The sequence below is a fragment of the Nonomuraea endophytica genome, assembly GCF_014203235.1.
Taxonomy (GTDB): domain Bacteria; phylum Actinomycetota; class Actinomycetes; order Streptosporangiales; family Streptosporangiaceae; genus Nonomuraea; species Nonomuraea endophytica.
The window spans coordinates 399,624-426,055 of sequence record NZ_JACHIN010000003.1 but is presented as its reverse complement, the minus strand read 5'-3'; the positions used below and the strand labels follow the sequence as shown (position 1 = coordinate 426,055).

The 26,432-nt window shown below is 72.8% G+C and carries 28 protein-coding genes and 1 pseudogene; 14 read left to right on the top strand and 15 right to left on the bottom strand.

What is annotated here, in order from left to right; translation table 11 throughout:
• On the bottom strand, positions 1–1,010 hold a 1,010-nt coding region (locus HNR40_RS13895; RefSeq protein ID WP_312896337.1), incomplete at its 3' end, for an AlkA N-terminal domain-containing protein.
• Positions 1,011–1,040: 30 nt separating this feature from the next.
• Positions 1,041–1,175: pseudogene (locus HNR40_RS57840) on the bottom strand (Ada metal-binding domain-containing protein); the annotation flags it as partial.
• Between the two features lie 77 nt (positions 1,176–1,252).
• On the opposite strand from HNR40_RS57840, the gene HNR40_RS13890 reads away from it, so the two are divergent.
• Positions 1,253–1,951 carry an RraA family protein gene (locus tag HNR40_RS13890; RefSeq protein WP_184961066.1) on the top strand — a complete coding sequence of 233 codons (699 nt, stop codon included), beginning with the start codon at positions 1,253–1,255 and terminating at the stop codon, positions 1,949–1,951.
• 3 nt (positions 1,952–1,954) lie between these two features.
• Here the strand turns inward: HNR40_RS13890 and HNR40_RS13885 are convergent, their stop codons facing one another.
• Together HNR40_RS13885 and HNR40_RS13880 are read right to left on the bottom strand one after the other, a co-directional pair.
• Positions 1,955–2,638, bottom strand: coding sequence for a response regulator (locus tag HNR40_RS13885; protein WP_184961064.1), 684 nt, complete (start codon positions 2,636–2,638; stop codon positions 1,955–1,957).
• A complete protein-coding gene (locus HNR40_RS13880; protein WP_184961062.1) occupies positions 2,635–3,810 on the bottom strand; it encodes a sensor histidine kinase in 1,176 nt (391 codons plus the stop codon). The genes HNR40_RS13885 and HNR40_RS13880 overlap by 4 nt, the downstream gene beginning before the upstream one ends.
• Positions 3,811–3,976: 166 nt before the next feature.
• Between HNR40_RS13880 and HNR40_RS13875 the strand changes: the two genes are divergently transcribed.
• Positions 3,977–4,321: a VOC family protein gene (locus HNR40_RS13875; protein ID WP_184961060.1), complete on the top strand. Its 345-nt coding sequence runs from the start codon at positions 3,977–3,979 to the stop codon at positions 4,319–4,321.
• Here HNR40_RS13875 and HNR40_RS13870 read toward each other — a convergent pair whose 3' ends face one another.
• Together HNR40_RS13870 and HNR40_RS13865 are read right to left on the bottom strand one after the other, a co-directional pair.
• A complete protein-coding gene (locus HNR40_RS13870) occupies positions 4,322–5,068 on the bottom strand; it encodes a lysophospholipid acyltransferase family protein (protein ID WP_184961058.1) in 747 nt (248 codons plus the stop codon).
• Entirely contained in the window at positions 5,061–6,245 is a 1,185-nt protein-coding gene (locus tag HNR40_RS13865) for a cytochrome P450 (RefSeq protein WP_184961056.1), read from the bottom strand. Before HNR40_RS13865 ends, HNR40_RS13870 begins: the two co-directional genes overlap by 8 nt.
• Before the next feature lie 55 nt (positions 6,246–6,300).
• Between HNR40_RS13865 and dhaK the strand changes: the two genes are divergently transcribed.
• Genes dhaK through HNR40_RS13850 form a run of 3 tightly spaced genes read left to right on the top strand, consistent with a single transcriptional unit; the run spans position 6,301 to position 8,269 of the window.
• Positions 6,301–7,281: a dihydroxyacetone kinase subunit DhaK gene (gene dhaK, locus HNR40_RS13860; protein ID WP_184961054.1), complete on the top strand. Its 981-nt coding sequence runs from the start codon at positions 6,301–6,303 to the stop codon at positions 7,279–7,281.
• Positions 7,281–7,895, top strand: coding sequence for a dihydroxyacetone kinase subunit DhaL (gene dhaL / locus HNR40_RS13855; RefSeq protein WP_184961052.1), 615 nt, complete (start codon positions 7,281–7,283; stop codon positions 7,893–7,895). The genes dhaK and dhaL overlap by 1 nt, the downstream gene beginning before the upstream one ends.
• An 11-nt stretch (positions 7,896–7,906) precedes the next feature.
• Positions 7,907–8,269 (top strand): PTS-dependent dihydroxyacetone kinase phosphotransferase subunit DhaM, encoded by a 363-nt coding sequence (locus tag HNR40_RS13850; protein ID WP_312896336.1) that lies wholly within the window; start codon positions 7,907–7,909, stop codon positions 8,267–8,269.
• On the opposite strand, the gene HNR40_RS57180 is transcribed toward HNR40_RS13850, so the two are convergent.
• Genes HNR40_RS57180 through HNR40_RS13835 form a run of 3 tightly spaced genes read right to left on the bottom strand, consistent with a single transcriptional unit; the run spans position 8,266 to position 11,427 of the window.
• Positions 8,266–10,077 carry a thiamine pyrophosphate-binding protein gene (locus HNR40_RS57180; protein ID WP_184961048.1) on the bottom strand — a complete coding sequence of 604 codons (1,812 nt, stop codon included), beginning with the start codon at positions 10,075–10,077 and terminating at the stop codon, positions 8,266–8,268. The genes HNR40_RS13850 and HNR40_RS57180 overlap by 4 nt on opposite strands.
• On the bottom strand, positions 10,074–10,868 hold the full coding sequence (locus HNR40_RS13840) for a cyclase family protein (protein WP_184961046.1): 795 nt from the start codon (positions 10,866–10,868) through the stop codon (positions 10,074–10,076). The genes HNR40_RS57180 and HNR40_RS13840 overlap by 4 nt, the downstream gene beginning before the upstream one ends.
• A gap of 46 nt (positions 10,869–10,914) precedes the next feature.
• Positions 10,915–11,427, bottom strand: a complete 513-nt coding sequence (locus HNR40_RS13835) for an Rv1352/Rv1906c domain-containing protein (protein ID WP_184961044.1) — start codon at positions 11,425–11,427, stop codon at positions 10,915–10,917.
• A gap of 159 nt (positions 11,428–11,586) precedes the next feature.
• Here HNR40_RS13835 and HNR40_RS13830 point away from each other — a divergent pair, with 159 nt between their 5' ends.
• Genes HNR40_RS13830 through HNR40_RS13810 form a run of 5 tightly spaced genes read left to right on the top strand, consistent with a single transcriptional unit; the run spans position 11,587 to position 16,540 of the window.
• Positions 11,587–13,146, top strand: coding sequence for an ABC transporter substrate-binding protein (locus HNR40_RS13830; RefSeq protein WP_184961042.1), 1,560 nt, complete (start codon positions 11,587–11,589; stop codon positions 13,144–13,146).
• Positions 13,146–14,108, top strand: coding sequence for an ABC transporter permease (locus tag HNR40_RS13825; RefSeq protein WP_184961040.1), 963 nt, complete (start codon positions 13,146–13,148; stop codon positions 14,106–14,108). The genes HNR40_RS13830 and HNR40_RS13825 overlap by 1 nt, the downstream gene beginning before the upstream one ends.
• A complete protein-coding gene (locus HNR40_RS13820; protein ID WP_184961038.1) occupies positions 14,105–14,953 on the top strand; it encodes an ABC transporter permease in 849 nt (282 codons plus the stop codon). Before HNR40_RS13825 ends, HNR40_RS13820 begins: the two co-directional genes overlap by 4 nt.
• Positions 14,950–15,873 (top strand): ABC transporter ATP-binding protein, encoded by a 924-nt coding sequence (locus HNR40_RS13815; protein ID WP_312896335.1) that lies wholly within the window; start codon positions 14,950–14,952, stop codon positions 15,871–15,873. The genes HNR40_RS13820 and HNR40_RS13815 overlap by 4 nt, the downstream gene beginning before the upstream one ends.
• The gene (locus HNR40_RS13810; protein WP_184961036.1) at positions 15,857–16,540 is read left to right on the top strand and encodes an ABC transporter ATP-binding protein; all 684 of its coding nucleotides are present in this window, start codon (positions 15,857–15,859) and stop codon (positions 16,538–16,540) included. Before HNR40_RS13815 ends, HNR40_RS13810 begins: the two co-directional genes overlap by 17 nt.
• Here the strand turns inward: HNR40_RS13810 and HNR40_RS13805 are convergent.
• The gene (locus tag HNR40_RS13805; RefSeq protein ID WP_184961034.1) at positions 16,485–16,913 is read right to left on the bottom strand and encodes a CBS domain-containing protein; all 429 of its coding nucleotides are present in this window, start codon (positions 16,911–16,913) and stop codon (positions 16,485–16,487) included. The genes HNR40_RS13810 and HNR40_RS13805 overlap by 56 nt on opposite strands.
• Positions 16,914–17,068: 155 nt before the next feature.
• On the opposite strand from HNR40_RS13805, the gene HNR40_RS13800 reads away from it, so the two are divergent.
• Positions 17,069–18,466, top strand: a complete 1,398-nt coding sequence (locus HNR40_RS13800; protein WP_184961032.1) for an aminopeptidase P family protein — start codon at positions 17,069–17,071, stop codon at positions 18,464–18,466.
• On the opposite strand, the gene HNR40_RS13795 is transcribed toward HNR40_RS13800, so the two are convergent.
• Positions 18,463–19,323 (bottom strand): LysR substrate-binding domain-containing protein, encoded by an 861-nt coding sequence (locus tag HNR40_RS13795; RefSeq protein WP_184961030.1) that lies wholly within the window; start codon positions 19,321–19,323, stop codon positions 18,463–18,465. The two genes, HNR40_RS13800 and HNR40_RS13795, sit on opposite strands and share 4 nt — an antisense overlap.
• An 81-nt stretch (positions 19,324–19,404) precedes the next feature.
• Here HNR40_RS13795 and HNR40_RS13790 point away from each other — a divergent pair, with 81 nt between their 5' ends.
• Both HNR40_RS13790 and HNR40_RS13785 read left to right on the top strand, forming a co-directional pair.
• On the top strand, positions 19,405–20,577 hold the full coding sequence (locus HNR40_RS13790) for an MFS transporter (RefSeq protein ID WP_184961028.1): 1,173 nt from the start codon (positions 19,405–19,407) through the stop codon (positions 20,575–20,577).
• A 9-nt stretch (positions 20,578–20,586) separates the two neighbouring features.
• Positions 20,587–21,336, top strand: coding sequence for an alpha/beta fold hydrolase (locus HNR40_RS13785; RefSeq protein ID WP_312896334.1), 750 nt, complete (start codon positions 20,587–20,589; stop codon positions 21,334–21,336).
• Here the strand turns inward: HNR40_RS13785 and HNR40_RS13780 are convergent.
• Genes HNR40_RS13780 through HNR40_RS13770 form a run of 3 tightly spaced genes read right to left on the bottom strand, consistent with a single transcriptional unit; the run spans position 21,267 to position 24,992 of the window.
• A complete protein-coding gene (locus tag HNR40_RS13780; RefSeq protein ID WP_184961024.1) occupies positions 21,267–22,991 on the bottom strand; it encodes a glycoside hydrolase family 3 protein in 1,725 nt (574 codons plus the stop codon). The two genes, HNR40_RS13785 and HNR40_RS13780, sit on opposite strands and share 70 nt — an antisense overlap.
• Positions 22,988–24,316, bottom strand: coding sequence for an MFS transporter (locus tag HNR40_RS13775; RefSeq protein WP_184961022.1), 1,329 nt, complete (start codon positions 24,314–24,316; stop codon positions 22,988–22,990). Before HNR40_RS13775 ends, HNR40_RS13780 begins: the two co-directional genes overlap by 4 nt.
• The gene (locus tag HNR40_RS13770; RefSeq protein WP_184961020.1) at positions 24,309–24,992 is read right to left on the bottom strand and encodes a tyrosine-protein phosphatase; all 684 of its coding nucleotides are present in this window, start codon (positions 24,990–24,992) and stop codon (positions 24,309–24,311) included. Before HNR40_RS13770 ends, HNR40_RS13775 begins: the two co-directional genes overlap by 8 nt.
• 71 nt (positions 24,993–25,063) lie before the next feature.
• On the opposite strand from HNR40_RS13770, the gene HNR40_RS13765 reads away from it, so the two are divergent.
• A complete protein-coding gene (locus tag HNR40_RS13765) occupies positions 25,064–25,792 on the top strand; it encodes a GntR family transcriptional regulator (protein ID WP_184961018.1) in 729 nt (242 codons plus the stop codon).
• Positions 25,793–25,815: 23 nt separating this feature from the next.
• Here HNR40_RS13765 and HNR40_RS13760 read toward each other — a convergent pair whose 3' ends face one another.
• Positions 25,816–26,379: a hypothetical protein gene (locus tag HNR40_RS13760; RefSeq protein ID WP_184961016.1), complete on the bottom strand. Its 564-nt coding sequence runs from the start codon at positions 26,377–26,379 to the stop codon at positions 25,816–25,818.
• Positions 26,380–26,432: the final 53 nt, after the last annotated feature.

The window sequence follows — 26,432 nt, the reverse complement described above, 5'->3', positions numbered from 1 at the left end:
GTGAGGCCGGGTGAGGTGAGGCCGGGTGAGGTGAGGCCGGGTGAGGTGAGGCCGGGTGAGGTGAGGCCGGGTGAGGTGAGGCCGGGTGAGGTGAGGCCGGGTGAGGTGAGGGTGGCTACCTTGGCGAGCTCGACCGGCAGGCCCAGCGCGTCCAGATTGGCCTCAGTGAGCACCGCGGCATCGGGGAACACGTGGGTCAGCCCGCCGGGCAACCCGGGCACCGCCGTACCAAGACCTCGCACCAAGGCCGGAAGACCGTCACCCGCCACAGCCGCCACGGCGATCTCCAGCGGACTCCAAGCACCGGGCACCGTCAGCCCCGGACGAGACTGAACCAGCGACCCCAGCACGGGATCAGACCCCAGCGCAGCGGCCCCGGCGGCGGGATCGGTGTCGAGACCAAGCAGCCGGCCGACCTGGTCCACCACGTGGATGAGCCCCTCCCAGTAGGGCAGGTGGGCGGTCAGGACGAGGTGGCCGGGGTCGCTCCCGGCCCGCACTTCGAGCACACCGGGCGCCCCGTCCAGGCTCACGGTCCGCCGGTACGCCCCGTCGCGCACCTCCTCCACCCCAGGAATGCAACGACCCCCCAGATAGGAGAGGACAGCAGCCCAGTCATACCCCGGCAGAACCGGCAGCCGCAGCGCCAGCCCGCCATCGGCCACCAGCCGATCGGCCCGGTGCCGACGTTCGCGCAGTTCGCCGGGCGCGGCGTGGAAGATCTCCCGCATGGTCCGGTTGAACTGCCGCAGGCTCCCGAACCCCGACGCGAAAGCGATGTCCAGCACGGTCAGATCGGTGTCGTCGAGCAGCCGACGAGCGAAGTGGGCCCGCCGCGACCGCGCGAGCTGGTCAGGACTGGCGCCCAGATGCTTCAGAAACAGCCGGCGCAGATGCCGCGACGACACGCCCACCCGCTCGGCCAGCGCCGCCTCGGTCCCGCCGTCCAGAACGCCGGAGATGATCAGCTGCCAGGCGGCGCACACCAGCCGGGGCACGTCCGCCGACACCGGCCCGGCCACCCGGTACGGCCGACACCGCAGGCACGCGCGGTACCCATCCGCCTCCGCCGCCCCAGCATGCCCATAAAGCCGAATATTTCCGGCCAACGGCCGCGCCCCACACCCCGGCCGGCAGTAGATACCAGTCGTCACCACCGCCGAATACACCGTCATACCCTATGTCTACGCCACCCCCACCCCCCAAGGCCGGACATATCCGGACACCAAAGCCGGCCAAGTAAGGTCGGAGCATGCAGGATCTTGAGCGGTTCGCCACCCTGACCACCGCGCACCTGGCCGACGGGTGCATCCGCGCCGGAGTCCCGGTCCGCTGCGCACCCTCGGCCGTGCGCGCCGTGGTCCCCGGCTCCCGCATGATCGGGCGCGCCCTGCCCGCCAGACATGTCGGAAGCGTGGATGTGTTCCTGGAAGCGTATGAGTCGGCGGAACCGGGCGACGTCCTGGTGGTCGACAACGCCGGCCGTACCGACGAGGCGTGTGTGGGCGACCTGGCCGTGCTGGAGGCGCGGGCGGCCGGCGTGGCCGGGGTGGTCATCTGGGGCCTGCACCGGGACACCGCGGACATCAGGGCGATCGGGCTGCCGGTGTTCAGCATGGGCGCGCTGCCGACAGGCCCGCTGCGCCTGGACGCGCGGCCCGCCGACGCGCTCGAAAGCGCCCGCGTGGGCGAGTGGACGGTGGGGCGCGGCGACCTCGTGGCGGGCGACGAGGACGGCGTGCTGTTCGTGCCGGCCGAGCGGGCCGCGGAGGTGTTCAGCCTGGCGGAGGGGATCAGGGACGCCGAGCGCGCGCAGGCCGAGCACATCCGCGCCGGCCGCTCCCTGCGCGAGCAGTTGCGGTTCAGCGACTTTCTGGCGGAACGGCGGGCCGCCCCCGACCTCACCTTCCGCGAATACCTGCGTTCGGTGGGCGGCGCCATCGAGGAGTGATCCTCACCCGCCGGGCAGCCGCAGCAGGCCGCTGTCATAGGCGAAGATCGCGGCCTGGACCCGGTTCTCCAGCCCGAGCCGCGTCAGGATGCGGTTGACGCGGCTCTTCACCCCGGTCTCGGACAGGTCGAGTTCGGCGGCGATCTGGGCGTTGGACAGGCCCTTGGCCACCAGGACCAGCACGTCCAGTTCGCGCCGGGTGAGCGGGGCGAGGGCGCGCGGGCGTTCCGGCGGGTCGAGGAGGGCGGAGGGCACCGCGGCGAACGTGCCGATCAGCCGTCTGGTCACGCTCGGGGCCAGCATGGAGTCACCGGCCGCGACCACCCTGATCGCCTCGGCGAGCTGCTCGGGCGAGGAGTTCTTCAGCATGAAGCCGCCGGCTCCGGCGCGCAGCGCGGCGTGCACGTACTCGTCGAGGTCGAACGTGGTCAGGACCAGCACGCGCGGGCGCGGCCGGTCGCGGTGCGGCCAATCCGACAGGATGCGGGCGGTGGCCTCGACGCCGGTGAGGCCGGGCATGCGCACGTCCATGACGATGACGTCCGGGCACAGGTCGGCGGCCATGGCCACGGCCTGCCCGCCGTCGGCCGCCTCGCCGACGACGTCGAGGTCGGCCCGCCGTACCAGCATGGCCTTGAGCGCGGCGCGGACCAGTGCCTGGTCGTCGGCGATCAGCACGCGGATCATCCCGTCGCCGCCCATCGCAGCCGGGCCTCGACGCGCCAGCCCCCGTCGTGCGGGCCGGCGCGCAGGTCGCCGTCGAACAGGGCGGCGCGCTCGCGCATGCCGATCAGGCCGAGGCCGGAGCCGGGCAGCGGGCTGTGGCCGGGCGCGGGCGGGCCGTTGGCGACCACCACGGACAGGCCGCCGGGGGCCTGGCGCACGTCGACGCGGACGGCGACGGGGCCGGCGTGCTTCAGGACGTTCGTGAAGGCCTCCTGGACGATGCGGTAGGCGGAGACCTGCGCGGCCTGCGGCACCGCGGCCGCGTCCTGGCCGGTGAACGTGAGCTCGACCCGGCAGCCGGCCGACTCCGCGGCGGCGGCCAGCCGGTCGAGGTGGTCGAGGGAGGCGCTCGGGCCGGTGTCGCCGGGCCCGCCGTCGGCGAGCAGGCCGAGCAGGCGGCGCATCTCCTCCAGCGCGGTGTCGGCGGCCGAGCCGATCGCGCGCACGCCGGGATCGCCGGGGAGCGCCTCGGCGCTGGCGCGGGCCTGCATGGCGATCGCGCTGACGTGGTGGGCGACCAGGTCGTGCAGGTCGCGGGCGATGCGGGCGCGCTCGGCCGTGACCGCCCGGCGGGCGCTGAGCTCCTGTTCGGCGCGGAGCCGGTCGGTGAGCTCGCGCAGGCGCCGGGCATCCTCCTGTACGCGCCGCTGCGCACCGCCCAGCAGCCACAGCCCCCACGCCAGGCCCGCGACGAGCACCCACTCCAGCGGCCCGAGCGACAGTCCGGGCGGCGCGGGCCGCCCCAGCAAGGGCCGCAGCACCTCGGGCCCGAGCACCGCGGCAGCTGTCACCACGATCACCGCCGCGCTGCCCGGCGGCCGGGCGTAACGGGCCACCGCGTACCCGGCGAAGGCCACGAACACCCCGTCGTTGTAGCCGACGACCGGATCGGCCAGCTCGTACACCACATAGGCCAGGCCGACCACGACCATCACCGGCCACGGATGCGTACGCCGCCACACCAGCGGCAGCCCCTGGGCCAGGATCAGCGCCAGCAGCGTCGCGGCGGTCGCAGGATCGCCCGGCAGGCCCTGGCTGAGCCGCAGCAGCACGCCGAGCAGCGTCACCGCGCAGGCGAACAGCGTGTCGGCGGCGCGCGGGTGCGCGGCGAAGAGCTGGCGTAGGGTCGTCATCGGTCTGGCCAGCGTAAACGAGCCCCGGGCGGCGACTGGGCCGGAGGCGACCAAAGATGCGCGGGCGCCGGGAAGATCCCCCTTCGGGGGGAGATTGGGCCGGAGGCGACCAAAGATGCGCGGGCGCCGGGAAGATCCCCCTTCGGGGGGAGATAGGGTGTGCGCCGTGATCGCCCGTCAGAGCCAGCTCGTCTTCGACTGCGCCGACCCTGCCCTCCTGGCCGAATTCTGGGCCGCCGTCCTCGGCGGGGAGCCCGCGCACCGCGACGCCGGCTGGTCGTCGGTCCATCCGCCGGACGGGCTGCGCCTGGCCTTCCAGCGGGTGCCCGAGGGAAAGACGGTCAAGAACCGCCTCCACCTGGACCTGGCCGTCGCCTCGCCCGCCGAGGCCGCGCGGGCCGTGCTCGCGCTCGGCGGGCGCGCGGTCAGCGAACTCCAGGTGGACGCGGTGGGCGCCTTCCAGACGATGGCCGACCCTGAGGGCAACGAGTTTTGCCTGGTCAGCCCCTGATCAGTCCTTCTTGGCGCGGAGCTCGGCCTCCTCGGCGTCCATGGCCGCGGCCTCCTCGGGCGTCGGCGCGGTGCCGCCGAGGTGCGCGGGCTGCCACCAGACGCCCTGCGGGATCTCCGGGTACGTGCGCTGCGCCCGGTCGACCAGCTCCGTCAGGCGGGTCTGCAGGGTGGCGGTGTGCTCGTTGACGTTCTCGCCGCGCTTGGGGTGCATCGGCTCCCCCACCAGGATGGTGATGGGCACGTGCCGCTGGGTGAGCTGCTTGGAGCGGCCCTTGGTCCACAGCCGCTGGCTGCCCCAGAGGGCGACCGGGATCAGGGGCACGTTGGTGGCCTGGGCCATCCGGATGGCGCCGTTCTTGATCTCCTTGACGGTGAACGAACGGCTGATCGTGGCCTCGGCGAAGACGCCGACGACCTCGCCCGCCTTCAACATGCGCAGCGATGTGGCGTAGCTGCCCGCACCGGCGCCCCGGTCGACCGGGATGTGCTTCATGCCGCGCATCAACGGCCCGGAGATCTTGTGGTCGAAGACGTCCTGCTTGGCCATGAACCGCACCAGCCGCTTGGACGGCAGCGCCCCGAACCCGGCGAAGATGAAGTCGAGATAGCTGATGTGGTTGCTGACCAGAACCGCGCCGCCGGTCCTCGGCACGTGCTCGGTCCCCTCCATGTGGAAGCGGTAGTCCATCACCTTGAAGAGGGTCCGCGCCAGCGCGATCACCGGCGGGTACACGATCTCAGCCATGCCCGAACCGTAGCCTAGGTTGGACGGTGGTCGGGAGGGTGACCATTCCGCGGACGTTGCCGTGGCTGGTGCGCCGGATTCCGGACGGGTCCACGTCGTAGTCCGGCTCCACGGCCCGGACGAGTTCTTCCAGCGTGACGCGGGCTTCGAGCCTGGCCAGGGCGGCGCCGAGACAGTGGTGACGGCCGGCGCCGAAGCTGATCGCGCGGGAGGTGTCGCGGGTCAGGTCGTAGGCGTCGGCCTCGGGGAAGGCGCTCTCGTCGCGGTTGGCCGAGCCGATGAGGAGCCAGATCTTGGCGCCGGGCTGGAGCCGCTCGCCGTACAGCTCGATCTCTCTGGTGAGGCGGCGGGCGATGCCGTGCGCGGGGGTGTCGTAGCGCAGCGTCTCGGCGGCCCATTCGCCGATCGCGCCCGCGAACGCGGCGGCGCGCTGGCCGGGGTGGCGCCAGGCGTGGTACCAGGCGGCGTTGAGCAGGTGGGTGGTGGTCTCGGCGCCCGCGCCGACCAGGAGCATGAGGAAGGCGATGATCTCCCCGTCGTCCAGTTCGTCGTCGGCGACGAGGACGGAGACGAGGTCGTCGCGCGGCGACTTGCGGCGCTCGGCGACGATGGCGGCGTAGTAGTCGCCGAGGCCGATGATGCTCTTGAGCCCGTCTTCGCCCATCTCGCCGTTCGGGTCGTAGCGGAGCAGGGCGTCGGAGCGGCCGCGGATCTCGGCCCGGTCGGACAGCGGCACGCCGATGAGCTCGGAGATCACGTCGAGCGGGAGGCGGGCCGAGAGCTCGGTGGCGAAGTCGAAGCTCCCCTTCTCCACCGCGGCGGCCACGTACGCGGCGGCCATCCGCCTGACCATGGGTTCGAGGGCGGCGACGCGGCGCTGGGTGAAGCCGCGCGCGATGATCGCCCGCATCCGGGTGTGGTCGGGCGGGTCCATGGCGACGAACGACAGGTAGGAACGCGCGTTCGGCCCCCACGCGCCAGGATCGATCATGGGTCCGTGGTCGCTGGAGTAGAGGTCGCTGTCGGGCAGCGCGGCGGCGACGTCGGCGTGCCGGGACAGCGCCCAGAAGCCGAGCGCCTCGTTGCGGTAGAGCGGCGCTTCGCCGCGCATCCTGGCGTAGACGGGGAAAGGGTCCTCGATGACCGCGGGATCGTAAGGGCTGTAGACAAGCTCCATCCGGACCACGCTAATCCGCTTGCCCTCGGGTGAGAACGGGCATTGGTTAGTGACCATGAAGAAGCTCATCAATTCGCCCGGCGAAGTGGTCGGCGATGCGCTGAAGGGCATGGCGGCCGCGCATCCGTCGCTGCGGGTGGCCGACAGGGTCGTCTACCGCGCGGCGGGGCCGCGCGCGGGCAAGGTCGGGCTGGTCTCCGGCGGCGGCTCGGGGCACGAGCCCCTGCACGCCGGTTTCGTCGGGTACGGCATGCTCGACGCGGCCTGTCCCGGAGAGGTCTTCACCTCACCGGTGCCCGACCAGATCATCGCCGCCACGCAGGCCGTCGACGGCGGCGCCGGCGTGCTCCACATCGTCAAGAACTACACCGGCGACACGCTCAACTTCGAGCTGGCCGCCGACCTGACCGAGGGCGTCGAGGTGGCCGGCGTGCTGGTCGACGACGACGTGGCGGTCCAGGACTCGCTCTACACCGCCGGCCGGCGCGGCACCGGCGCCACGTTGTTCGTGGAGAAGATGGCCGGGGCGCTGGCCGAGCAGGGCGCGCCGCTGGCGCAGGTGGCCAGGGTGGCGGCCGAGGTGGACGGGCGCAGCCGCTCGTTCGGCATCGCGCTGACCTCGTGCACGACGCCGGCGGCCGGCAAGCCGACCTTCGACCTGCCCGACGACCAGGTGGAGCTGGGCATCGGCATCCACGGCGAGCCGGGCCGCCGCCGGGCGCCGCACGCCCCGGCGCGGGAGCTGGCCGAGGTCGCGATGGACGCCGTCCACCACGACCTGCCCCTCTACGGCGACCTGCTCGTCATGGTCAACGGCATGGGCGGGACGCCGCTGATCGAGCTGTACATCGTCTTCGCCGAGGTGGAGGCGTACGTACGGGCCAAGGGCGCGCGGGTGGCGCGCTCGCTGGTCGGCAACTACGTGACGAGCCTGGACATGCAGGGCTTCTCGGTCACCGTGTGCCGGCTGGACGACGAGCTGACCCGGTTGTGGGACGCGCCGGTCGAGACGCCCGGACTGCGATGGGGCCGCTGATGGACGCCGCGTTCTGCGCCGCGTGGCTGGAGGCCGCCGCGCTGGCGGTCGCGGCCGATCGCGAACGGCTCACCGACCTGGACGCCGCGATCGGCGACGCCGACCACGGAGCCAACCTCGACCGCGGCTTCTCCGAGGTACGGCAGGCCCTCGCGGCAGGCGGACCCGGCCAGCCGCTGGCCGTGGCCGGGGTGACCTTGATCAGGAAGGTCGGCGGGGCCTCCGGGCCGCTCTACGGCTCGCTGCTGCGGGCGATGGGCAAGGCGCTCGGGGAGTCGTTCACCTTGGCCGGGTTCGCCGCTGCCTTCCAGGCGGGGGTGGACGAGGTGGCCCGGCTCGGCAAGGCCGTGGAAGGGGACAAGACGATGCTGGACGCGCTCGGGCCCGCTGCCAGGGCGGTGGCGGGAGCCGTACGGGATGGGGCGGAGCCGCGCGCGGCGTTCGAGCGGGCGGCGGAGGCGGCGCGTGAGGGCGCGCTGGCGACGGTGCCGCTGGTCGCGCGCAAGGGGCGGGCGAGCTATCTGGGCGAGCGCAGCGCGGGACACGAGGACCCGGGCGCGGCCTCTTCGGCGCTGATCGTCGGCGCGCTGGTCACGGCGGACGGGGAGGCGTGATGGTGGGGATCGTGCTGGTTTCGCACAGCGCCGGGCTGGCGGCCGAGGCGGTGGCGCTGGCGCGGGGCATCGCGGGCGAGCAGGTGCCGATGGCCGCGGCGGGCGGAACCGACGGCGGCGGGCTGGGCACCAGCTTCGACCTGATCGAGGCCGCGGTCGGCGCGGTCCAGCAGGGCGACGGGGTGGTGCTCATCCCGGATCTGGGCAGTTCGGTGCTGACCGCCCGGCTGCTGGTGGAGCCGGGGCGGGTGGTGCTGGCCGACGTGCCGTTCGTGGAGGGCGCGGTGGCCGCGGCGGTCACCTCGGGCGCGGGGGCGCCGCTGGCCCAGGTGGTGGCCGCGGCCGAGGAGGCGCGTACGTTCCGCAAGGGTTAGTGGCCTTTGAACGCCTCCTCCAGCCACCAGGACGGCCGCTCTCTGGTGATCTTCGCGTGGACGAGGATCGCGCGGTCCCTGGGGCCGTCCAGCCAGTCGGAGACGGCTCGCAGGTCGGCGGGCTCGGTGACGGTGACGGCGGCCATGCCGAGTGCCCGCGCCATGGCCGCGAGGTCGGTGGGCGGGAAGGTCACGGTGTCGTGCGGCCGGCCGGTGAAGTGGTGGACCTCGGCGCCGTACGCCTCGTCGTCGTAGACCACGATCACCATGGGCAGGCCGAGACGGGCGACGGTTTCCAGCTCGGAGACGCCCATGAGCGCGCCGCCGTCCCCGAGTGCGGCGACGGGCATCCGATCGGGCAGGGCCAGCGCCGCCCCGATCGCGGTGGCCAGCCCGAGCCCGATCGACTGGAACGCCTGGGTGAAGCAGAAGCCCCGCTCATCCGGGACGTCCATCCACATCGACGGATATCCCATGAAATTTCCTGAGTCTGGGGCGATGACGCGTTCGGCGGGGAGGATGTCGTCCAGGGCGATGGTGAGCGTCCGCGGATCGATGCGCCCTTCCCCCGTCTCGTCCTGGTACGGCACCGCCCGCCACCTCCCCTCGGCCGCGATCCGCCTTGCCAGGCCGGGAGAGCGATATCCGGCGGGCGGGTGCGCGGGCAGCAGTTCCCTGACGGCGGCGGCCACCCGGGCGACCTCACCGGTCACCGGCAGGTCCACCTGGACGTGCCGGGCGGCCACCGGGTGTTCGAGATCGACCTGCGCCACCCGCGTGCCGGGCGTGATCAGGGAGCCGTGCCGGGTGGTCCACATGTTGAGCGCGCAGCCCCAGGCGACCACGAGGTCGGCGCCGCTGATCAGCTCGGCGGTCAGCGGGGTGCTGAAGCCGCCGCTGACGTCCAGGTCCCACGGGCTGCCGCGGAACAGGCCCCTGGCCACGGCGGAGGTGGCGAGCAGCGCGCCGGTCAGGTCGGCCAGATCCTCCAGCTCCCGCCGCGCGTGCCGGGCACCCCGCCCGGCCACGAACACCGGCCGCCGGGCCTCCCCCAGCAACCGCACCAGCTCCCCCACCCCAGGACCACCCTCGCCAGCCCCATGATCCGCCCCGTGCACCCCGGGAAGGTCCTCGCCAGTCCCGCTACCGCCCCCGATCGCCTCGGACCCTGCAGCGCCGGGCGAAACCGCGCCCAACCCCGCCACGGGTGTCCGTGCCTCCGGCGTTGAGGGCCCTTCCGGCAGCGGCGGCGGCGTGTCCAGGCCCTGCGAAGGCGTGTGCGGGCTGGAGGAGAGGGTGGTTGTGTGTGACTGGGTGGTGAGGGTGGTCCAGTCCGGGGCGGGGGTGGACTGGATGTCGAGGGGGAGGCTCAGGACGACGGTGCGGCGGTCGTCGCGGGCCACCCGCAACGCCTCCAGCGCGTCCTGCGCGCAGGTCAGCCGCATCGGCACCGCCCCCACCGCCCTGGCCAGCGCCGCCTGGTCGAGGTGGAAGTTGGAGTGCGGTTCGGTGACGTCGGCGGCCAGGACCAGCAGGGGTGTGCGGCTCTTGGCGGCCTCCGCGATGCCGGTCATCGCGTTCGTCAGGCCGGGGCCCTGGTGGACGGTGAGGACGGCGACCCGGCCGCTCATGCGGGTGTAGGCGTCGGCCATGGTGGCGGCGCCGCCCTCGTGCCGGGCGGCGACGAAGCGGGCGCCGTGCCGTACCAAAGCATTGGTGAGGTGGAAGTTGCCGCTGCCGACCACCCCGAACGCGGTGTCCACCCCCGCGGCGGCCAGCAGCCGCCCGACGGCCTCCGCGACGATCACCGCGCGGCCTCGGCGGCGCCGTGCTCGACCAGCGCCAGGACGCGCACGGGACTGCCGGAGCCGCCCACGATCGGCAGCGGCGGGGCCAGGACGACGGCGCCGGTGACGGGCAGGCGGTGGAGGTTGCGGAGCTGGGTGAGGCCGTACTTGCCGGCGCCGAGCAGGAAGGAGTGGCAGGGGAACGGCGGGTCGAAGGAGTGGGCGGCGCCGGCGTCGGTGCCGACGGTCTCGACGCCGACCCCGAGGATGGGCGTCTGCTCGGCCAGCCAGCGGGCGCACTCGACGGAGATGCCGGGACTGTGCGGGCCGGTCTCGTCGGCGTTGAGGAAGGCGGCCTGGTCGTGGGAGCGGGCGTCCCAGCCGGTCCGGTAGAGCAGCCAGCCGCCCTCGGGCAGCGCGCCGTTGGCCCGCTCCCACTCCTGGACGTGCTCGACCCGGAGCAGGAAGTCGGAGTCCTTCTCCGCCTCGGCGGCCACGTCGAGCACGACGGCGGGCGCGAGCAGGTGGCCGGTCGGCACCTGGGCGACGTCGTGCCCGTCGCGCCCGCTCACCCAGTGGACCGGGGCGTCGAAGTGGGTCCCGGTGTGTTCTCCGGTGTGGATGTCGTTCCAGTACCAGGCGGGGCCGCGGTCGTCGTAGCGGCTGATCTCCTCCAGCCGGAAGGGGATGGTGTTCCCGAACGGCTCGGGCAGCTGCAGGATCGGGGTCTCGGACGACAGCGGCGCGGTCAGGTCGACGACCTCGATCGCGCCGCTGCGGACGGACTCCACCAGGCTGCGCAGTACGGACATGGCATCCTCCTCGGGACGTTTGGTTGTTGATTCCCCCGCGGGGGGTTCAGGATGCCCTGACCCAGTCGGCGCAGCCGCCGGTCTGGAACGCCTTGTCGGCCGGCTGGATGGTGACGGTGGCAGGGCCGGTGACCATGTCGGCGGCGATCACGTCGCCGATCCCGCTGACGCCCTTGAGCCGGGCCCAGTAGCAGGTGCTCTGGCCGGGCGCGGGGCCGGTGGTGCGGTAGGTGCCGGGCTGCATCTCCTGCGGTACGGCCAGCGTCCTGTTCCCGCCCGCGAGCCCGGAGGTCAACCCCGAGGGCAACGTGGACGGCAACCCCGAAGGCAGCCCGGACGGAAGCGAGGAGGGCAGACCTGAGGGCAGGGACGAGGGCAGGCCGGACGGCTCAGAAGACGGCTGCGCAGACGGCGGGGCGCTCTCGTCAGGTAGCGGCTCGTCCATCGTGACCGTCACCGTCGGCCCCGGCGAGGTGATCGGCTCCCCCTCGCCCAGCCCGGCGAAGTACCCGATCAGGAACCCCAGCGCCGCAGTCAGTCCCGCCACGAGAAGGATCACCGACGGACTGCTCGTCGCGCGGGGTGGTTCGGGGGGCCCGTACGTCACCGGACAAGACTCCCACGCCTCACCTACCCCATAACAACCCCCCTTATTGCGATGAGTTCGCAGGTGCAGATTATGCTCGCCGGAGTCCCATCCTTCCCCCGGAGGTTCAACATGAGGCTGGCCCGGCCCGCCGCCTTGCTGTCCATCGCCGTGCTCACCGCATGTTCCGCGCCGTCAGGCCCGGCACAGCCAGGCGCCCAGAACCAGGGCGACGACACCTTCGTCATCGGCATCAGCTCGGAGTTCGAGAACCTCAGCCCGATCCTCGGCTACGCGGCCGACGGCGGCTCGCTGATGTTCGACGGCCTCATGTCCAGGTCCCCCGACCTCTCGCTGAAGCCGGCGCTGGCCGCCCAGCCGCCGGTCACCTCGCCCGACGGCAAGAAGGTCACCTTCAAGCTGCGCGACGGCGTCACCTTCCACGACGGCCGCGCGCTCACCAGCAAGGACGTCGTCTACACCTACACGACCATCCTGGACCCCAAGGCGAGCTCCCCGATCTCCGGCGACTACGCGGCCATCGACAAGGTCGCCGCGCCGGACGCCAAGACGGTCGAGTTCACGCTCAAGTACCCGTACGCCCCGCTCACCCAGCGCACCACGCTCGGCATCGTGCCCGACGGCGGCATCGACCCGGCCAAGCCCGTGGGCACCGGCCCGTACACCTTCACCCAGTGGACGCCCGGCGACAAGATCTCGCTGGCCGCCAACGAGAAGTACTGGGGCGGCGCGCCGGCCATCAAGAAGGTCGTGGTGGCCTTCGCCCCGGACGACAACGTGCGCTCCACGCGCCTGGCGGCCGGTGAGTTCGACGCGACCGTGCTCCCGCCGAAGGCCGCCAAGCGCTTCGAGGGCCAGCGGGGCGTGACCGTGTACAAGCAGCACAGCGCGGACTACCGGGGCATCATGTTCCCGTCGAAGCCCGCGGTGACCGGCGACCGGGCGATCAGGAAGGCGTTCAGCCTGGCCGTGGACCGTCAGGCGATGGTCGACTCGATCCTCGCCGGCGCCGGTGAGCCCGCCTTCGGCCCGGTCCCGCACGACATCGCCTGGCACAACAAGGAGATCACCGGCAACCCGGCCGCCGACCTCCCGCAGGCCACGAAGGTGCTCGACGACGCCGGCTGGAAGCCGGGCTCCGACGGCATCCGCGCCAAGGGCGCCACCAAGGCGAGCTTCACGCTCATGTACCCGGCCGGCGACTCGCTGCGCAAGGAGCTGGCCCTGGCCGCCGCCTCCGACGCCAAGAAGGCGGGCATCGAGGTGAAGCTGGCCGGTCTCGACTGGGACGCCATCGAGCCCCGCATGGCCCAGGACGCCCTCATGATGGGGTACGGCTCGCCGTACGACCCCGACTACATCAACTACGACCTGTTCCACTCCTCCCAGGCGGGCAAGGGCTTCTTCAACCCCGGCCACTACTCCAACCCGGCCGTGGACAAGGTGCTGGAGAAGGGCCGCGAGTCGGCCGACCCGGCGGTGCGCAAGCAGGCGTACGACGAGTTCCAGAAGCTGATCCGCGAGGACGAGGCCTGGACCTACCTGACCTTCCTCAAGCACGTCTACGTGGTGCGCGGTTCCTACCAGGGCATCCAGCAGAGCGTGGACGCCCATGAGCACGCGACCGGCGGACTGTTCCGCGACATCCACACCTGGAAGCCCGGCGTCTGATGCTGCGCCTCGTCCTGTGGCGGCTGGCGTTCGCGGCGCCCGTCCTGATCATGGTCACGATCGGGATGTTCGCGCTGGCCAGCGCCTCGCCGTTCGACCCGGTCCGGCAGTATCTGGGTGATCGGGCGATGACCACCTCGCCCGAGGTGGTCGCCCAGATCAGGGCCAACTGGGCGCTCGACCGCCCGATCATGGAGCAGTACGCCACCTGGCTCGGCAACCTCGTCCAGGGCGACCTGGGCGAGTCGCGCTCCTTCCACCGCCCGGTCCTGGACGTGGTGACCGAGCGGCTGCCGTGGACGCTGCTGGCGACCGGCTCGGCGATCGTGCTCATGCTGGCCGGCAGCCTGCTCGTGGGCACGCTGGCCGCCTGGCGGCAGGGCGGCGCGCTGGACCGGGTGATCACCGGCGCCGCGTTCGCCAACGAGTCGGCGCCGGTGTTCTGGCTGGCGCTGCTGGTCGTCTACGTCTTCTCGGTCAAGCTCGGCTGGCTGCCCGCGGGCGGCCTGACCGACGCCGCCTCGACCACGGTGGACCCGCTCGACGTGGCCAGGCACATGGTGCTGCCGGTGACGGTGCTGGCGGTCTCGCAGTCGTCGTGGCTGGTGTTGTACGTGCGCGAGTCGGTGATCGGAACCCTGCGCGAGGACTTCGTCACCGGCGCCAGGGCCCGCGGGCTCAGGGAACGCACGGTACTGATCCGGCACGCGCTGCGCTCGGCGCTGCTGCCGTTCCTCACGCTGCTGGGCGCCCGCATCCCCGAACTGGTCACCGGCGCGATCCTGGTGGAGACCGTCTTCTCCTGGCCGGGCGTGGCCTCGACGTCGGTGCAGGCGGCGCTGGCGGTGGACTTCCCGCTGCTGGCGGTGCTGACGCTGCTCGGGACCGTCGCGGTGCTGACCGGCAACCTCGTCGCCGACCTGGCGTACCGGCTCGCCGACCCGAGGGTGGCCACATCATGACGACCGAGTTGGCCCAGGTGAAGGTTCGCCGCAAGGGTGTTTGGGCGGCCGCGATCACGCTGGGCGTGCTGGCGCTGGCCGTGCTGGTGGTGCCGCCGATCGTCCAGCTCGACCAGCAGCTGGTCGACCTGCGCTCGGCCGGCCTGGCGCCGTCGCTCGCGCACCCGCTCGGCACCGACGAGATGGGCCGCGACGTGCTGCTGCGCTCGCTGTACGGCCTGCGCGTCTCGTTCATGGTCGGCCTGGTGGCCGCGCTGGTGAGCATGGTCATCGGCGGCCTCATCGGACTGGCGGCGGGCAGTCTCGGGGGTCTGCCCGACCGCCTGCTCATGCGGGTGGTGGACGGCTTCTCCGCGCTGCCCCACCTGCTGCTCGGCATCTTCATCGTGGCCATGTTCGCGCCGAGCCCCTACGCGGTGATCGTCTCGGTGGGCGTCACCCACTGGACGACCGCCGCGCGCATCGTCCGCTCGGAGGTGCTGTCGCTGCGCGAGCGCCCGTTCGTGGAGGCGGCGGTCTCGGGCGGCGCGAGCCGGGCCCGGGTGGTCAGGCGCCACCTGCTGCCCCACCTGGCGCCGCACCTGCTGCTGGCCACCGTGCTGATGGTGCCGCACGCGATCTGGCACGAGACCGCGCTCAGCTTCCTGGGCCTGGGCCTGCCACCGCATCTGGCCTCGCTGGGCAACATGATCAACGACGGTCAGCGCTCGCTGCTGTCGGGCGACTGGTGGTCGAGCTTCGCGCCCGGCCTGTTCATCCTCGTGCCGACGCTGGCGGTCTCGGTGCTCACCCAGCACTGGCGCGACCGTCTCAACCCGCGCACCCGATCGGAGCTGTCGCTGTGAAGCTCGACGTGTCCGGCCTGTCGGTCCGCTTCCGTGTCCCGGGCGCGGTGGTGCGGGCCGTCACGGAGGCCTCCTTCCAGGTACGGCCCGGCCGCTGCCTGGCCCTGGTCGGCGAGTCGGGCTGCGGCAAGTCCGTGCTCGCGCACGCGCTGCTGGGCCTGCTGCCCGCCAACGCCACCATCACCGGCTCCGCCCGCCTGCACGCCGGGGACGAGCCGCTCGACCTGCTTTCCGCGACGCCGGCCGTACTGGCGAAGAGGGTGCGCGGGCGCATGATCGGGCTGATCCCGCAGAGCCCGGCCACGCACCTGACCCCCGTGCGGACCGCGCGGGCGCAGCTGGCCGAGGCGTGCGGGGAGCTCGGCTCCCGGCACACGCCGGACGAGCTGGCCGAGCGCTTCGGCCTGCGCGCGGGGGACCTCGACCGCTATCCGCACGAGCTGTCCGGCGGGATGGCCCAGCGGGTCGCCAACGCGATCGCGCTGGCCGGCGACCCCGGACTGCTGCTGGCCGACGAGCCCACGACCGGCCTGGACCGCCCCCTGGTCGAGCGGGCCATGGACGTGCTGCGCGAGCTGTGCGACGAGGGCCGCGCCGTGCTGCTGATCACGCACGACCTTCGCGCTGCCGAGCGGGTGGCCGACGACATCGCGGTCATGTACGCCAGCCGCCTGGTCGAGACCGGCCCCGCCGGGCAGATCCTGGAACGCCCACGCCACCCCTACACGGCCGGGCTGGTGGACGCGCAGCCCGACCGGGCGTTCGTCCCGATTCCGGGGCTGCCGCCCGAGCTGACCGCTCTGCCCGACGGCTGCGCGTTCGCGCCCCGCTGCCCGCGGGCCGCCGACGCCTGCCGTACCGTCCCCGCGATGGAGGACGGCGTCGCCTGCTGGAGGGCCGGACATGTTGCGCGCGCATGAGATCACCGTGAGGTACGGCCGGCGGACGGTCCTGGACCGGGTCTCGTTCGACCTGCCGCCCGGCCAGGTGGTGGGGCTGGGCGGCCCGAGCGGCTGCGGCAAGTCGACGCTGGCCAGGGTGCTGGCGATGATGTTGCGACCGGCGGGCGGCGCGCTGAGCGTGGACGGCGCCCAGGTGCGCGGCTGGCGGCAGCGGGCGCCGCGCGAGCTGCGCACCCGGGTGGCGCTGCTCTACCAGCAGCCCCGGCTGGCGGTGGATCCGAAGCTGCGGCTGCGCGAGATCATCGCCGAGCCACTGGCCGCGATGGGCCGTCCGGACGAGTCGCGGGTGGGCGCGCTGGCGGCCGAGGTGGGGCTGACCGGCGATCTGCTGACCCGCCGCCCGCACGAGGTGTCGGACGGCCAGCTGCAGCGGGCGTGCCTGGCGCGGGCGCTGACGCTGGATCCCGGCTATCTGATCTGTGATGAGATGACCACGATGCTGGACGCTTCCACGCAGGCCTATCTGGTCGCGGTGGTCAACGCCTACCGCGACAGGACGGGAGCCGGGGTGCTGGCCATCAGCCACGACGAGGTCCTGCTGGACCGCTGGGCCGACACCCGGGCCGAGCTCACCGGTGCAGGTAGTCCACCAGGGATGCCTTCTCCGTCTCCAGCTCCTCTATAGCGCTCTTGACCACGTCGCCGATGCTCACGATGCCGACCAGGCGGCCCTTGTCGACGACGGGCATGTGGCGGAAGCGGTGGGTCGTCATGATCTGGCGCAGCTCGTCGACGTTGGCGGTGGGCCCGACGGTGCGGACCTCCGTCGTCATGATCGCCGCGACCTGGGCGTCCAGGACGGCGGCGCCCTGGTCGTGCAGGCGGCGGACGACGTCGCGTTCGGAGACGATGCCGTCGATCGTCTCGCCGTCGGCTGAGACGACGACGGCGCCGATGTTGTGTTCGGCAAGCTGCGCCAGCAGTTCCCTGACCGTGGCTCCGGGTGCCACGGTCATCACGTCGCTGCCCTTGTTGCGCAGGATAGTTCCAATGAGCATCTGCACCACCTCGGCTCTCGTAGGAGGGTCTTTCCCCGCTCAACGCCTGGGCTAAGCACTCCGTGCCCTCTTCCGTCGGCAAGTAGGCTGGCTTGCCGCACGGATGCCCTATTAATATGTGAAATACCACTCTCCGACCGCAGCGCAGGGAAGCGATGAACGAGCAGCTGAACACCGGTAGCCACGACCTGCCCATCACCGAAGAACTGGCCGCCTTCATGCGCACGGGGTGGGCCGACACCCGGCGTACCGACCTGAGCGCACTGCCCGTCGCGCCCTGGGCGGCCAAGCGCAGGGCCGCCCTGGCCGCCCGTTTCCCCGGCGAGCGGCTGATCGTGCCGGCCGGGGTGCTCCGGGTGCGCAGCAACGACAGCGACCACCGGTTCCGGCCGCACAGCGCGTACTCCTATCTGACCGGCGCGAGCGAGCCTGACGACGTGCTGGTGATCGAGCCCGACGGGCAGGCCAGGCTGTATCTGCGCCCGCGCTCGCCGCGCGAGGGCGGCTCGGAGGCGTTCTACCGCGACCGGCGCTACGGCGAGTTCTGGGTGGGCCGCCGCCCCGACCTGGCCGAGGCCGAGCGGCTCTACCAGCTGGAGTGCGCGGACATCCACGACTTCAGCCCGGCCGGACCGGCCCGCGTGCTGCGCGGCGTGGACCCGGTCGTGGACGCGGCCGTCGCGCCCGGCGTGGGCGACGCGGACTTCGCGACCTTCCTGTCGGAGATGCGGCTGATCAAGGACGAGTGGGAGATCGCCGAGCTGCAGGGGGCCGTGGACGCCAGCGTGCGCGGCTTCGAGGACGTGGTCCGCGCCCTGCCCGAGGCCTTGCGGCACACGCGCGGCGAGCGCTACCTGGAGGGGATCTTCGGGCTGCGCTCGCGGCTGGAGGGCAACGCGGTCGGCTACGACAGCATCGTGGCCTCCGGCGCGCACGCCTGCGTGCTCCACTGGATCCGCAACGACGGCCGCCTCGACCCGAGCGAGCTGCTGCTCATGGACGCCGGAGTCGAGGCCGACAGCCTCTACACCGCCGACATCACCCGCACGCTGCCGCTGTCGGGCCGTTTCAGTCCGGTGCAGCGCCAGGTGTACACGCTGGTGTACGAGGCGCAGAACGCCGGAATCGCCGCGCTGCGGCCCGGCGCCCGCTTCCGTGACTTCCACCTGGCCGCCATGCGCGTGATCGCCGAGGGCCTGCGGGACTGGGGCCTGCTCAGGGGCTCGGCCGACGAGCTCATGGACAGCGGCCTCTACCGCCGCTACACGCTGTGCAGCAGCGGCCACATGCTCGGCCTGGACGTGCACGACTGCGCCAGGGCGCGCACCGAGGTCTACCTGGACGGCGTGCTGGAGGAGGGCCAGGTGCTCACCGTCGAGCCCGGCCTCTACCTGCAGCCCGACGACCTCACGCTGCCGGCGGAGTTCAGGGGCATCGGGGTGCGCATCGAGGACGACCTCGTCATCACCCGGGACGGAGCCCGCCTCATGTCCGCCGCCCTCCCCCGCCACCCGGACGAGATCGAGGGCTGGATGGCCACCCTGCTCTCCTAGGCGCCCAGCGTGGTCAGGAAGCGCGCCACCGCCGGTGTGGGGGTGGCGCGGGCGTCCCAGGCGACGCCGATGGGCCGCTGCTGGGCGGGCACGAGCGGCAGGTAGACGGGGTCGTCGTGCTCCAGCACCGCCGGTCTGGGCAGGATGCCGACGCCCAGCCCGGCGCCGATGAGGCCGCGGACGGTCGCGATCTCCTCGCTCTCGAAGGCGATCATCGGCTGGAACCCGGCCGCCCGGCACAGCCGGTCGATGACCCCCCGCAGGTCCGTCGTGGGCGCGAACGCGATGAACGGCTCCTGCCGCACCTCACGCAGCCGCAGCCCCGGTACGGCCAGCGGGTGCTCGACCGGCAGCGCGATGCACAACTGCTGCTCGCGCAGCCCGTGCCAGCGGGCCGGATGCGCCTGCGGCGGCGGCGTGACGAGGGCGGCGTCGATGTCGCCCTGCTGAAGCCACGCGTAGAGCTCCCGGCCGAACCCCTGCCGCAGCTCGAAACGGATGCCCGGCGTCCGGTCCCGGTGGTCGCGCAGCACCTCGGGCACCAGCCAGCGCCCCACCGAGTGCAGGAACCCGAGCCTGATCAGGCCCGTGCCCGGATCGGTCAGCGCCTCGATCCGGCCGCGCGCCTCGGCCAGCTCCGCGACCGCCCGCGCCGCGTGCTCGCGGAACATCTCGCCGAACCGGTTCACGGCCAGCCGCCGCCCGTGCCGGTGGAACAGCTCGGCCCCGACGTCGGCCTCCAGCCTGGCCAGCGCCCGCGAGAGCGTCGACTGGTTGATCCGCTCCATCGCCGCGGTGTCGCGCATGTTCTCGGTCTCGCACAGCGACAGGAACCAGCGCAGCGTCTGCACGTCCACTCAGCGATGATGCGCCAGCCGCATCAGCAGCGTCAACCAGTGCATTTTGAGCATCAGCCGGGACCGGGCAGCATCGTGGCCGTGATCCGCCGCGTGAGATATGCGTTGATGTTCGGCGGCCTGGCGAACTTCCTGGCCCTGTACTACGTCCAGCCCCTGCTGCCCGGAATCGCCGCCCGCTTCGGCGTCTCCCCCGCCGAGTCCGCGGCGGCGCTGTCGCTGACCACGATCACGATGGCGCTCGCACTGCTGTTCATCGGCCCGATCTCCGACATGACCGGCCGCGTGGCCATCATGCGCGCCTCCCTGCTCGGCTCGGCGCTGCTGGGGACCGCCAGCGCGTTCGCGCCGACCTGGCACGCGCTGCTCGTGCTGCGCGGCCTTGAGGGGATCGCGCTGGCCGGGCTGCCCGCCGTCGCGCTGGCCTACCTGCGCGAGGAGACCCCGCCGCAGGCCCACCTGCGCGCCAACGCCACCTTCGTCATGGGCACCGCCGTCGGCGGCGCCGCCGGACGGCTGCTGCCCGGCCCCGTGCACGCGCTGTGGGGCTGGCAGGGCGCCACGCTGGTCGTCGGCGGCATCATGCTCGTCTGCGCGGCCGGCCTGTGGGTACTGCTGCCGCCCTCGCGCGGCTTCACCCGGTCCACGCCGAGCCTGCGCGGCCTGGCCCGCAACACCGCGCTGACGCTGCGCGACCCGGCGCTGGTGGCGTTGTGCCTGGTCGGGGCGGCGACCATGGGCGCCTTTGTGGGATTGTGCAACGCGCTCACCTTCCGGCTGGAGGCGGCGCCGTACCTGCTGGGCGGGGCGGGGGCGCTGGTCTTCCTCGCCTACCCCGTCGGCGTGCCCGCGCCCATCGCCGCGGGACGGCTCGCGCTGCGGCGGGGCCGGGGCGTGACGGTCGTGCTCGGCGTGGCGCTGCTGCTGGCCGGGACGCTGCTCACCGCCGCGCCCCAGCTGCCCGTGATCGTGGCCGGGGTGGCGGTGCTGACCTTCGCCTTCCTCGGCACGCACGCGCTGGTCAGCGGCTGGGTCTCGGACCGCGCGCAGCGGGTGGGCGTGGGGGTGGGACAGGCGACCGGCCTGTACCTGCTGGCCTATTACACGGGCAGCTCGCTGTTCGGGGCGCTGGCGGCCCAGCGGTGGGAGAGCGGCGGCTGGTCCAGCGTGATCACGGTCTCGGCCGCGCTGGCCGCCGGCGCGGGGCTGCTGGCGGTCCTGGCGCGCCGGTTCGACGCGCAGGCGAGGAGCTAGAGTTCCGTGGTGCACATCGCTCATCAGGTACGCGGCGGCGGCGAGCCCCTGGTGCTGCTGGCCGGGCAGTCGAACTCGCACCTGTGGTGGGAGCGCGTCCGGGAGGACTTCGAGACCCGGCACACCACGATCACGCTCGACTGGCTCGGCACCGGCGACAGCGACAAACCCGACATCCCCTACTCGACGCGGGGATTCGCCGCCGACGTGATCCGGGTGCTCGACGAGCTCGGCGTCGAGCGCGCCGCCGTCTACGGCACCTCCATGGGCGGCCGGGTCGCGCAGTGGGTCGCGGCCGACCATCCCGATCGGGTACGCGCGCTGGTGCTCGGGTGCACAACGCCGGGCGGCGCCCACGGGGTGGAGCGCTCTAAGGAGGTGCGCAGGGCGCTGGCCGCACCCGGGAGCGGGCGCTACACGCTGGAGCTGATGTACACGCCGGAGTGGCTGGCCGGGCACGCCGGGCCCTACCACACGGTCGGGGACCCGGGCATGCCCGCCTACGCCCGCCGCCGTCACCTGGCCGCCAGTGCCCAGCACGACGCGTGGGACGCGCTGCCCCGCATCGCCGCGCCGACGCTCGTCGTGCACGGCACCGACGACGTGTTCAACCCGGCGGCCAACGCGCCCCTGCTGACCGAGCGCATCCCGGGGGCCAGGATGCACCTGATCAGGGGCGCGAGGCACGCCTACTTCGAGGAGTTCCGCGAGGAGGCCGGGCCGCTGGTGCTCGACTTCCTGGCCGACGCGCCGGGGTGACCGGTGGTGAAGAGCGGGTCGCGGGTGTCGAACGGCACGTCCTCGCGCGACTCGCGGACCGCCCGCATGGACGAGGGCAGGTCGAAGGGCAGCACCCCGTCCACCGGCGTCCGGCCGAGCAGCGCGTCCAGCACCACCTCGTCGGCCGCGCCGAAGTCCGCGAGCATCCGGTCGGCGACGGGGACCAGCCCGGTCAGGACGGCCGGGCGGTCCAGGTGGACGCAGAAGGCCGCCGGGGCCTTCGCGGCCACCGCGCGCAGCCGGTCGAGCTCGGCGGCCGGGAACTCCAGCGAGCCCGCGTGGAAGTGGGACTCCAGCAGCCCCTCCCGAGGCTCGTAGGGCGCGCTCAGCCGGATCACCGCCAGGTCGGCGTCCTCCGGCCTTTCGACCACCCGCCCGTAGCGGGCGGCCACGTCCGGGTCGAGGTTCTCCACGTACAGGGTTCGCGCCGCCCGCGGGCTGCCGGTCAGCCACACCAGTGAACGGCGCTGCGCCTCCCGGCCCAGGCTCCGGTGCTCGGGGCCGCCCACCAGCCGGGTCGCCGCGTCCGGGTCGGCGTACGGGTTCTCGAAGAGACCGAGGCGGAACTTCTCGCGCAGCAGCCGGCGCACCGAGACGTCGAGGCGGGACTCCGGGACGCGGCCTGAGGCGACGAGCTCGGTGAGCAGCTCGGGGCAGGTCTCGCCGCCCAGCTGGTCCACTCCGGCGTCCAGCATCATCGCCAGCTGGTCGAGGACCGGCAGGTGCTCGACACCCCAGTTGCGCGGCGGCAGCGAGACCACGCCCGGGATCTCGAAGCCGGTCAGCGCGTTGAAGTCCGTGCAGACCACGCCGTCGAAGCCGAACCGCTCGCGGGCCAGGCCGGTGATCACGTCGCGGTTGAAGTTGGCGCCGACCTCGGCCAGGCCGCTGCCGGTGGGGATGGCGTAGCACGGCATCAGCTGGCTCACCCCGGCCGCGAAGGCGGCGGCGAACGGGCGCAGGTGGTAGTCGAGGTTGGCGCCCGGGTAGGCCTGGTGCCTGCCGTACGAGAAGTGCGGGTCCTCACCGGCGGCCTGCGGGCCGCCGCCCGGGAAGTGCTTGACCATGCAGGCGACGCCGGCCCCCTGCATGCCGCGGATGTAGGCGGCGACCATGCGCGCGGCGCGCCCGGCGTCCTCGCCGAAGGTTCCGCTGATACGCGCCCAGCGCGGCTCGGTGGCCAGGTCGGCCATCGGGTGCAGGGCCAGCCGGATGCCGGCCGCGCGCAGCTCCCGTCCGGCCATCGCGGCGAAGCGTTCCACCAGTTCGGGGTCGTCGGTCGCGGCCAGGCCGATCGGCTCGGGTCCGGGGCTGAAGCCGCCGCCGGTGTGCGCGGTCGCCGGGTTGCCGGTGAAGCCGTGGCGCGGGTCGGAGGAGAAGGTGACGGGGATGCCGAGCCGGGTGCCGGCGGCCAGGTCCTGGACCGTGTTGTTCCACTCGGCCATCTCGGCCGGGGACGGCACGTGCATCATCGCGAAGTGGGTGAGGTGCCGCTCGGTGACGAGCTCGGCGCCGGAGCCGGGGAACATGCGGCCGTGGCACATCAGCCCGGCCTTCTCCTCCAGGGTCATCCGGCCGAGCAGATCGGTGACCCGGTCCTCGACGGGCAGCGCGGGGTTCTTGTAAGGCGTCATTTCCTGATCAAGGGGGTCAGGGCGGTGGCGATCAGGGCCGCGACGGCGCCACCGCAGAAGAGCAGGAAGTAGTTCTTGTCCGCCGCCGGCGCGACCGGGTCACTGCCCACGGCCAGCAGCAGCGGCGCGACGGCCGGGGCGATCGACTGCGGCAGGGCCTTGGCGATGTTGAACACGCCCAGATAGCGGGCCGAGTCCGCGCTGCTCGGCATCACCCGGATGACCAGCGCGAGGTCCACGGCGTAGAAGACGCCGAGCCCGATCCCGGCCAGGCCGGTGGCCAGGTAGATCGGCCAGACGGTGTCGGCGACCATCTTGACCAGCATCGAACAGGTCAGCAGCAGCCCGGCCACGACGATGAAGGCCCGGTACGCCTGCGTACGCGAGGCCAGCCGGCCGGAGACGCCCGCGGCGACCACGTTCAGCACCAGGGAGAGCAGTCCGGTGGCCGAGACCAGCGCGGCCGCCGCGGCGGTGCTCATCTCCAGCCGGGTCATCAGGTAGAAGAGCCCGAACGTGCCGATGAGCGCGTTGGCGAACTGCAGCAGGAAGCGCTGCGCCCAGACCACCGTGAAGCTGGGCGAGAGCCGAGGGTCGAAGACCATGCTGGACAGCACGCTGCGCGGGTTGACCGGCGCGGCCTCGGGCACGACGGTGTCGTCGCGCAGCATGCGCCAGGCGAGGAGCCCGCCGAGCGCCCCGGCCACGGCGGGGATGAGGAAGAGGGCGGCGACGTTGCCCGGCAGCAGGCCGACGAGGACCAGCCCCGGCGTGACGCCGGCGAACCCGGCCGCGCCGAACAGCCCCGAGACCGTCGCCTGCTGCTCGGGCGGCACCCGGTCGGCGATCACGGCCGAGAGCGCGGCCAGCGCGGCGTTGTAGGACGCCTGGGCCAGCAGCCAGCCGATCAGGAGCTGGGCGGTCCCGGTCGCGGTGGCCATCACCACGGCCGCGGGCACGCCGCCGGCCAGCCCTGCCATGATCCACGGGCGGCGGCGGCCGTACCGGCCGCGGGTGCGGTCGGACAGGTGGCCGAAAACCGGATTGAGCAGGAACGCGGCCAGCGCGCCGACGGCCGTGACCACGCCGAGCAGGCTCTCCTTGGCGGCCGGGTCGATCTCGTTGGCCTTGAGGCTGAGGGTGGCGATCAGTGGGGTGGCCAGGGCGAAGGTGAGCAGCAGTTCGGTGACGAGCAGCGCGGTGATGGTACGGCGGGGCGCCCGCACCAGGACGCGCTCAGCCCGCGCGGCTCCGCCGCCTTCCTGCTCAGCTCCGCCGCCTTCCTGCTCACCCCGCGCGGCTCCGCCGCCCTTCAGCTCAGTCACGGATCGCCGCGATCGCCGCCGGTGAGACGCCGCAGCGCAGCAGGAACTTCTCCGCGCCGCCGTGCCGGGACCCGATCCCGTCGAGGAAGGCGGTGATCGCCTCCGCGGGCGCCTGGAGCAGCGGTGGCGGGATCTTGGCGAGCCGCTCACGCAGTGCCTCGACCCCCGCCTCCCCGGCGGCGCCGTCGTTCAGCGCGGTGACACTCGCGTGCCCGGAGGCCAGTTCCCGGAAGATGTCAGGAAGGGCCGCGGCGGTCGCCACGTAGTCGGCCACGATCTCCTGCCTGGGCACGCCCCGCAGATCCAGCAGCAGCGCCACGAACAGCCCGGTGCGGTCCTTGCCCGCCGCGCAGTGCACGAGGACGGGCCCCCGGAAGGCGACGATCTCCGCCGCCTCGGCGATGACAGCGGCCGCGCCCTCCGCCATCCGAACGTAGAAGGCGCCCAGGTCGGCGGCGGTCTCCATGGGAGGAATCACCCCGGTAACGTCCAGGGGCAGGTGGTGCACGGCGCACCCGGGCACGAGGTCCCACTCGCCGGGCACGCGCTCGGCCGCGCCGCGGAAGTCCACGATGGAGCGCACGCCGCGCAGTTGCTCAAGCGCTCCGGGCCAGCAGGAGGCGAACGGCTGCGCGGAGCGGAACAACGCCCCGGGAAGCGGTTCACGGAAGTTCATGAGAGACACATCTAGATGTCTAGATGTTGAAGTTGACGCGGGTCAATACTGCCGATGGCAAGCTGGTGAACATGCGTTCCTCCATCCCGGTCTACCTCCGGCTCGCCCGCACGCTCCAGGAACGGATCGACTCGGGCGCCCTGTCCGCCGGATCCCGCCTGCCCAGCGAGCCCGAGCTGTCGACGGAGTTCGGCGTCAACCGGCTGACGATCCGCCAGGCCATCGCGGAACTCGACCGGGCCGGCTCCGTCGAGATCCGCCGCGGCATCGGAACCTTCGTCCGCTCCCCCGTCACCCGGGTCTCCATCGACGTCGACCCCCTCAGCCAGCGGGTCGACCTGGGCAGCATGCACGCGGGCCTGCCCGCCGAAGGCGTGGACGGCGCCATCGAGCGCATCGTCGCCACCGCCACCGCCGCGAACGCGCCCGAGGACCGCGAGGCCGCCGCCCACCTGGGGCGCGGTCCCGCCGACGTGGCCCGCATCGACACGCTCATCTGGATCGAGTCGGAGCCCTGGGCCATCAGCACCTACTGGCTGCCCAGCCACCTGCTGCCCGGCCGGCTGCCGCCGGAGGGCAACGTGGTGCGTTCCCTGGGCGTGGCCCTGCAGTACGACTGGCGGGCCTTCAGCGCGACCGCCGCCGACATCGGCGACGCCGAGCACCTGGGCGTGGCCATCGGCAGCCCGCTGCTGGTCCGCGAGGGCGTCAGCTGCGACCCCGACGGCGCGCCCGTCCTCTTCGTACGGCGCCGCATCCAGGGCGACCGCATCCGGTTCGTGCTGAACTTCCGCCGTTAGAGCATGAACCTGAACGTCCGGCGTTAGAGCATGAAGACCAGTTGGGCGGCGATGACCACGTCCACGACCCCGCACCACTCGGCGTAGCTGCGGGCCACGACCTTGTCCAGCTTGAGGTGCACGAAGTCCCAGACCCCGTGGAAGAACCACCCCGCCGCCACCAGATACCGCCCGATCTCCGGATCGACGATCAGCCCGGCGAAGGCCAGCGCCCCGAACACCAGCATCCCCACCGCCTGGGCCCGCAGCGTCCCGGAGCTCCTGAGCTGCCCGTCGACCGCGCCCCAGACGAGCACGACCAGCGCCATCCCCGAATAGACGAACGCGGGCTCGACCACGTCCAGCAGCCGCAGCCCGACGACGAGCGCGAGCCCGATCACGAGCCCCGGCCAGGTGGCCTCCCGGCGGCCGAGCTTGGCGACGACGAGGTAGAGCAGCGGCAGGATCAGCAGCGTGCCCGCGAGCGAGCCCACCGCCGCGTCCGACTGGCCGCCTCCGGCGGTGAGGGCGGACATGGCCAGCGCGAGGGCGGTGGGCCAGCGGTTCCTGAGCCAGTGGAGGGGGTGTTGCCGCGTTGTCGTTGTCATGACTCAAAACTCGGCCCGCGGGCGCTCAAAGGGCAGATGCGGAACGCACGACT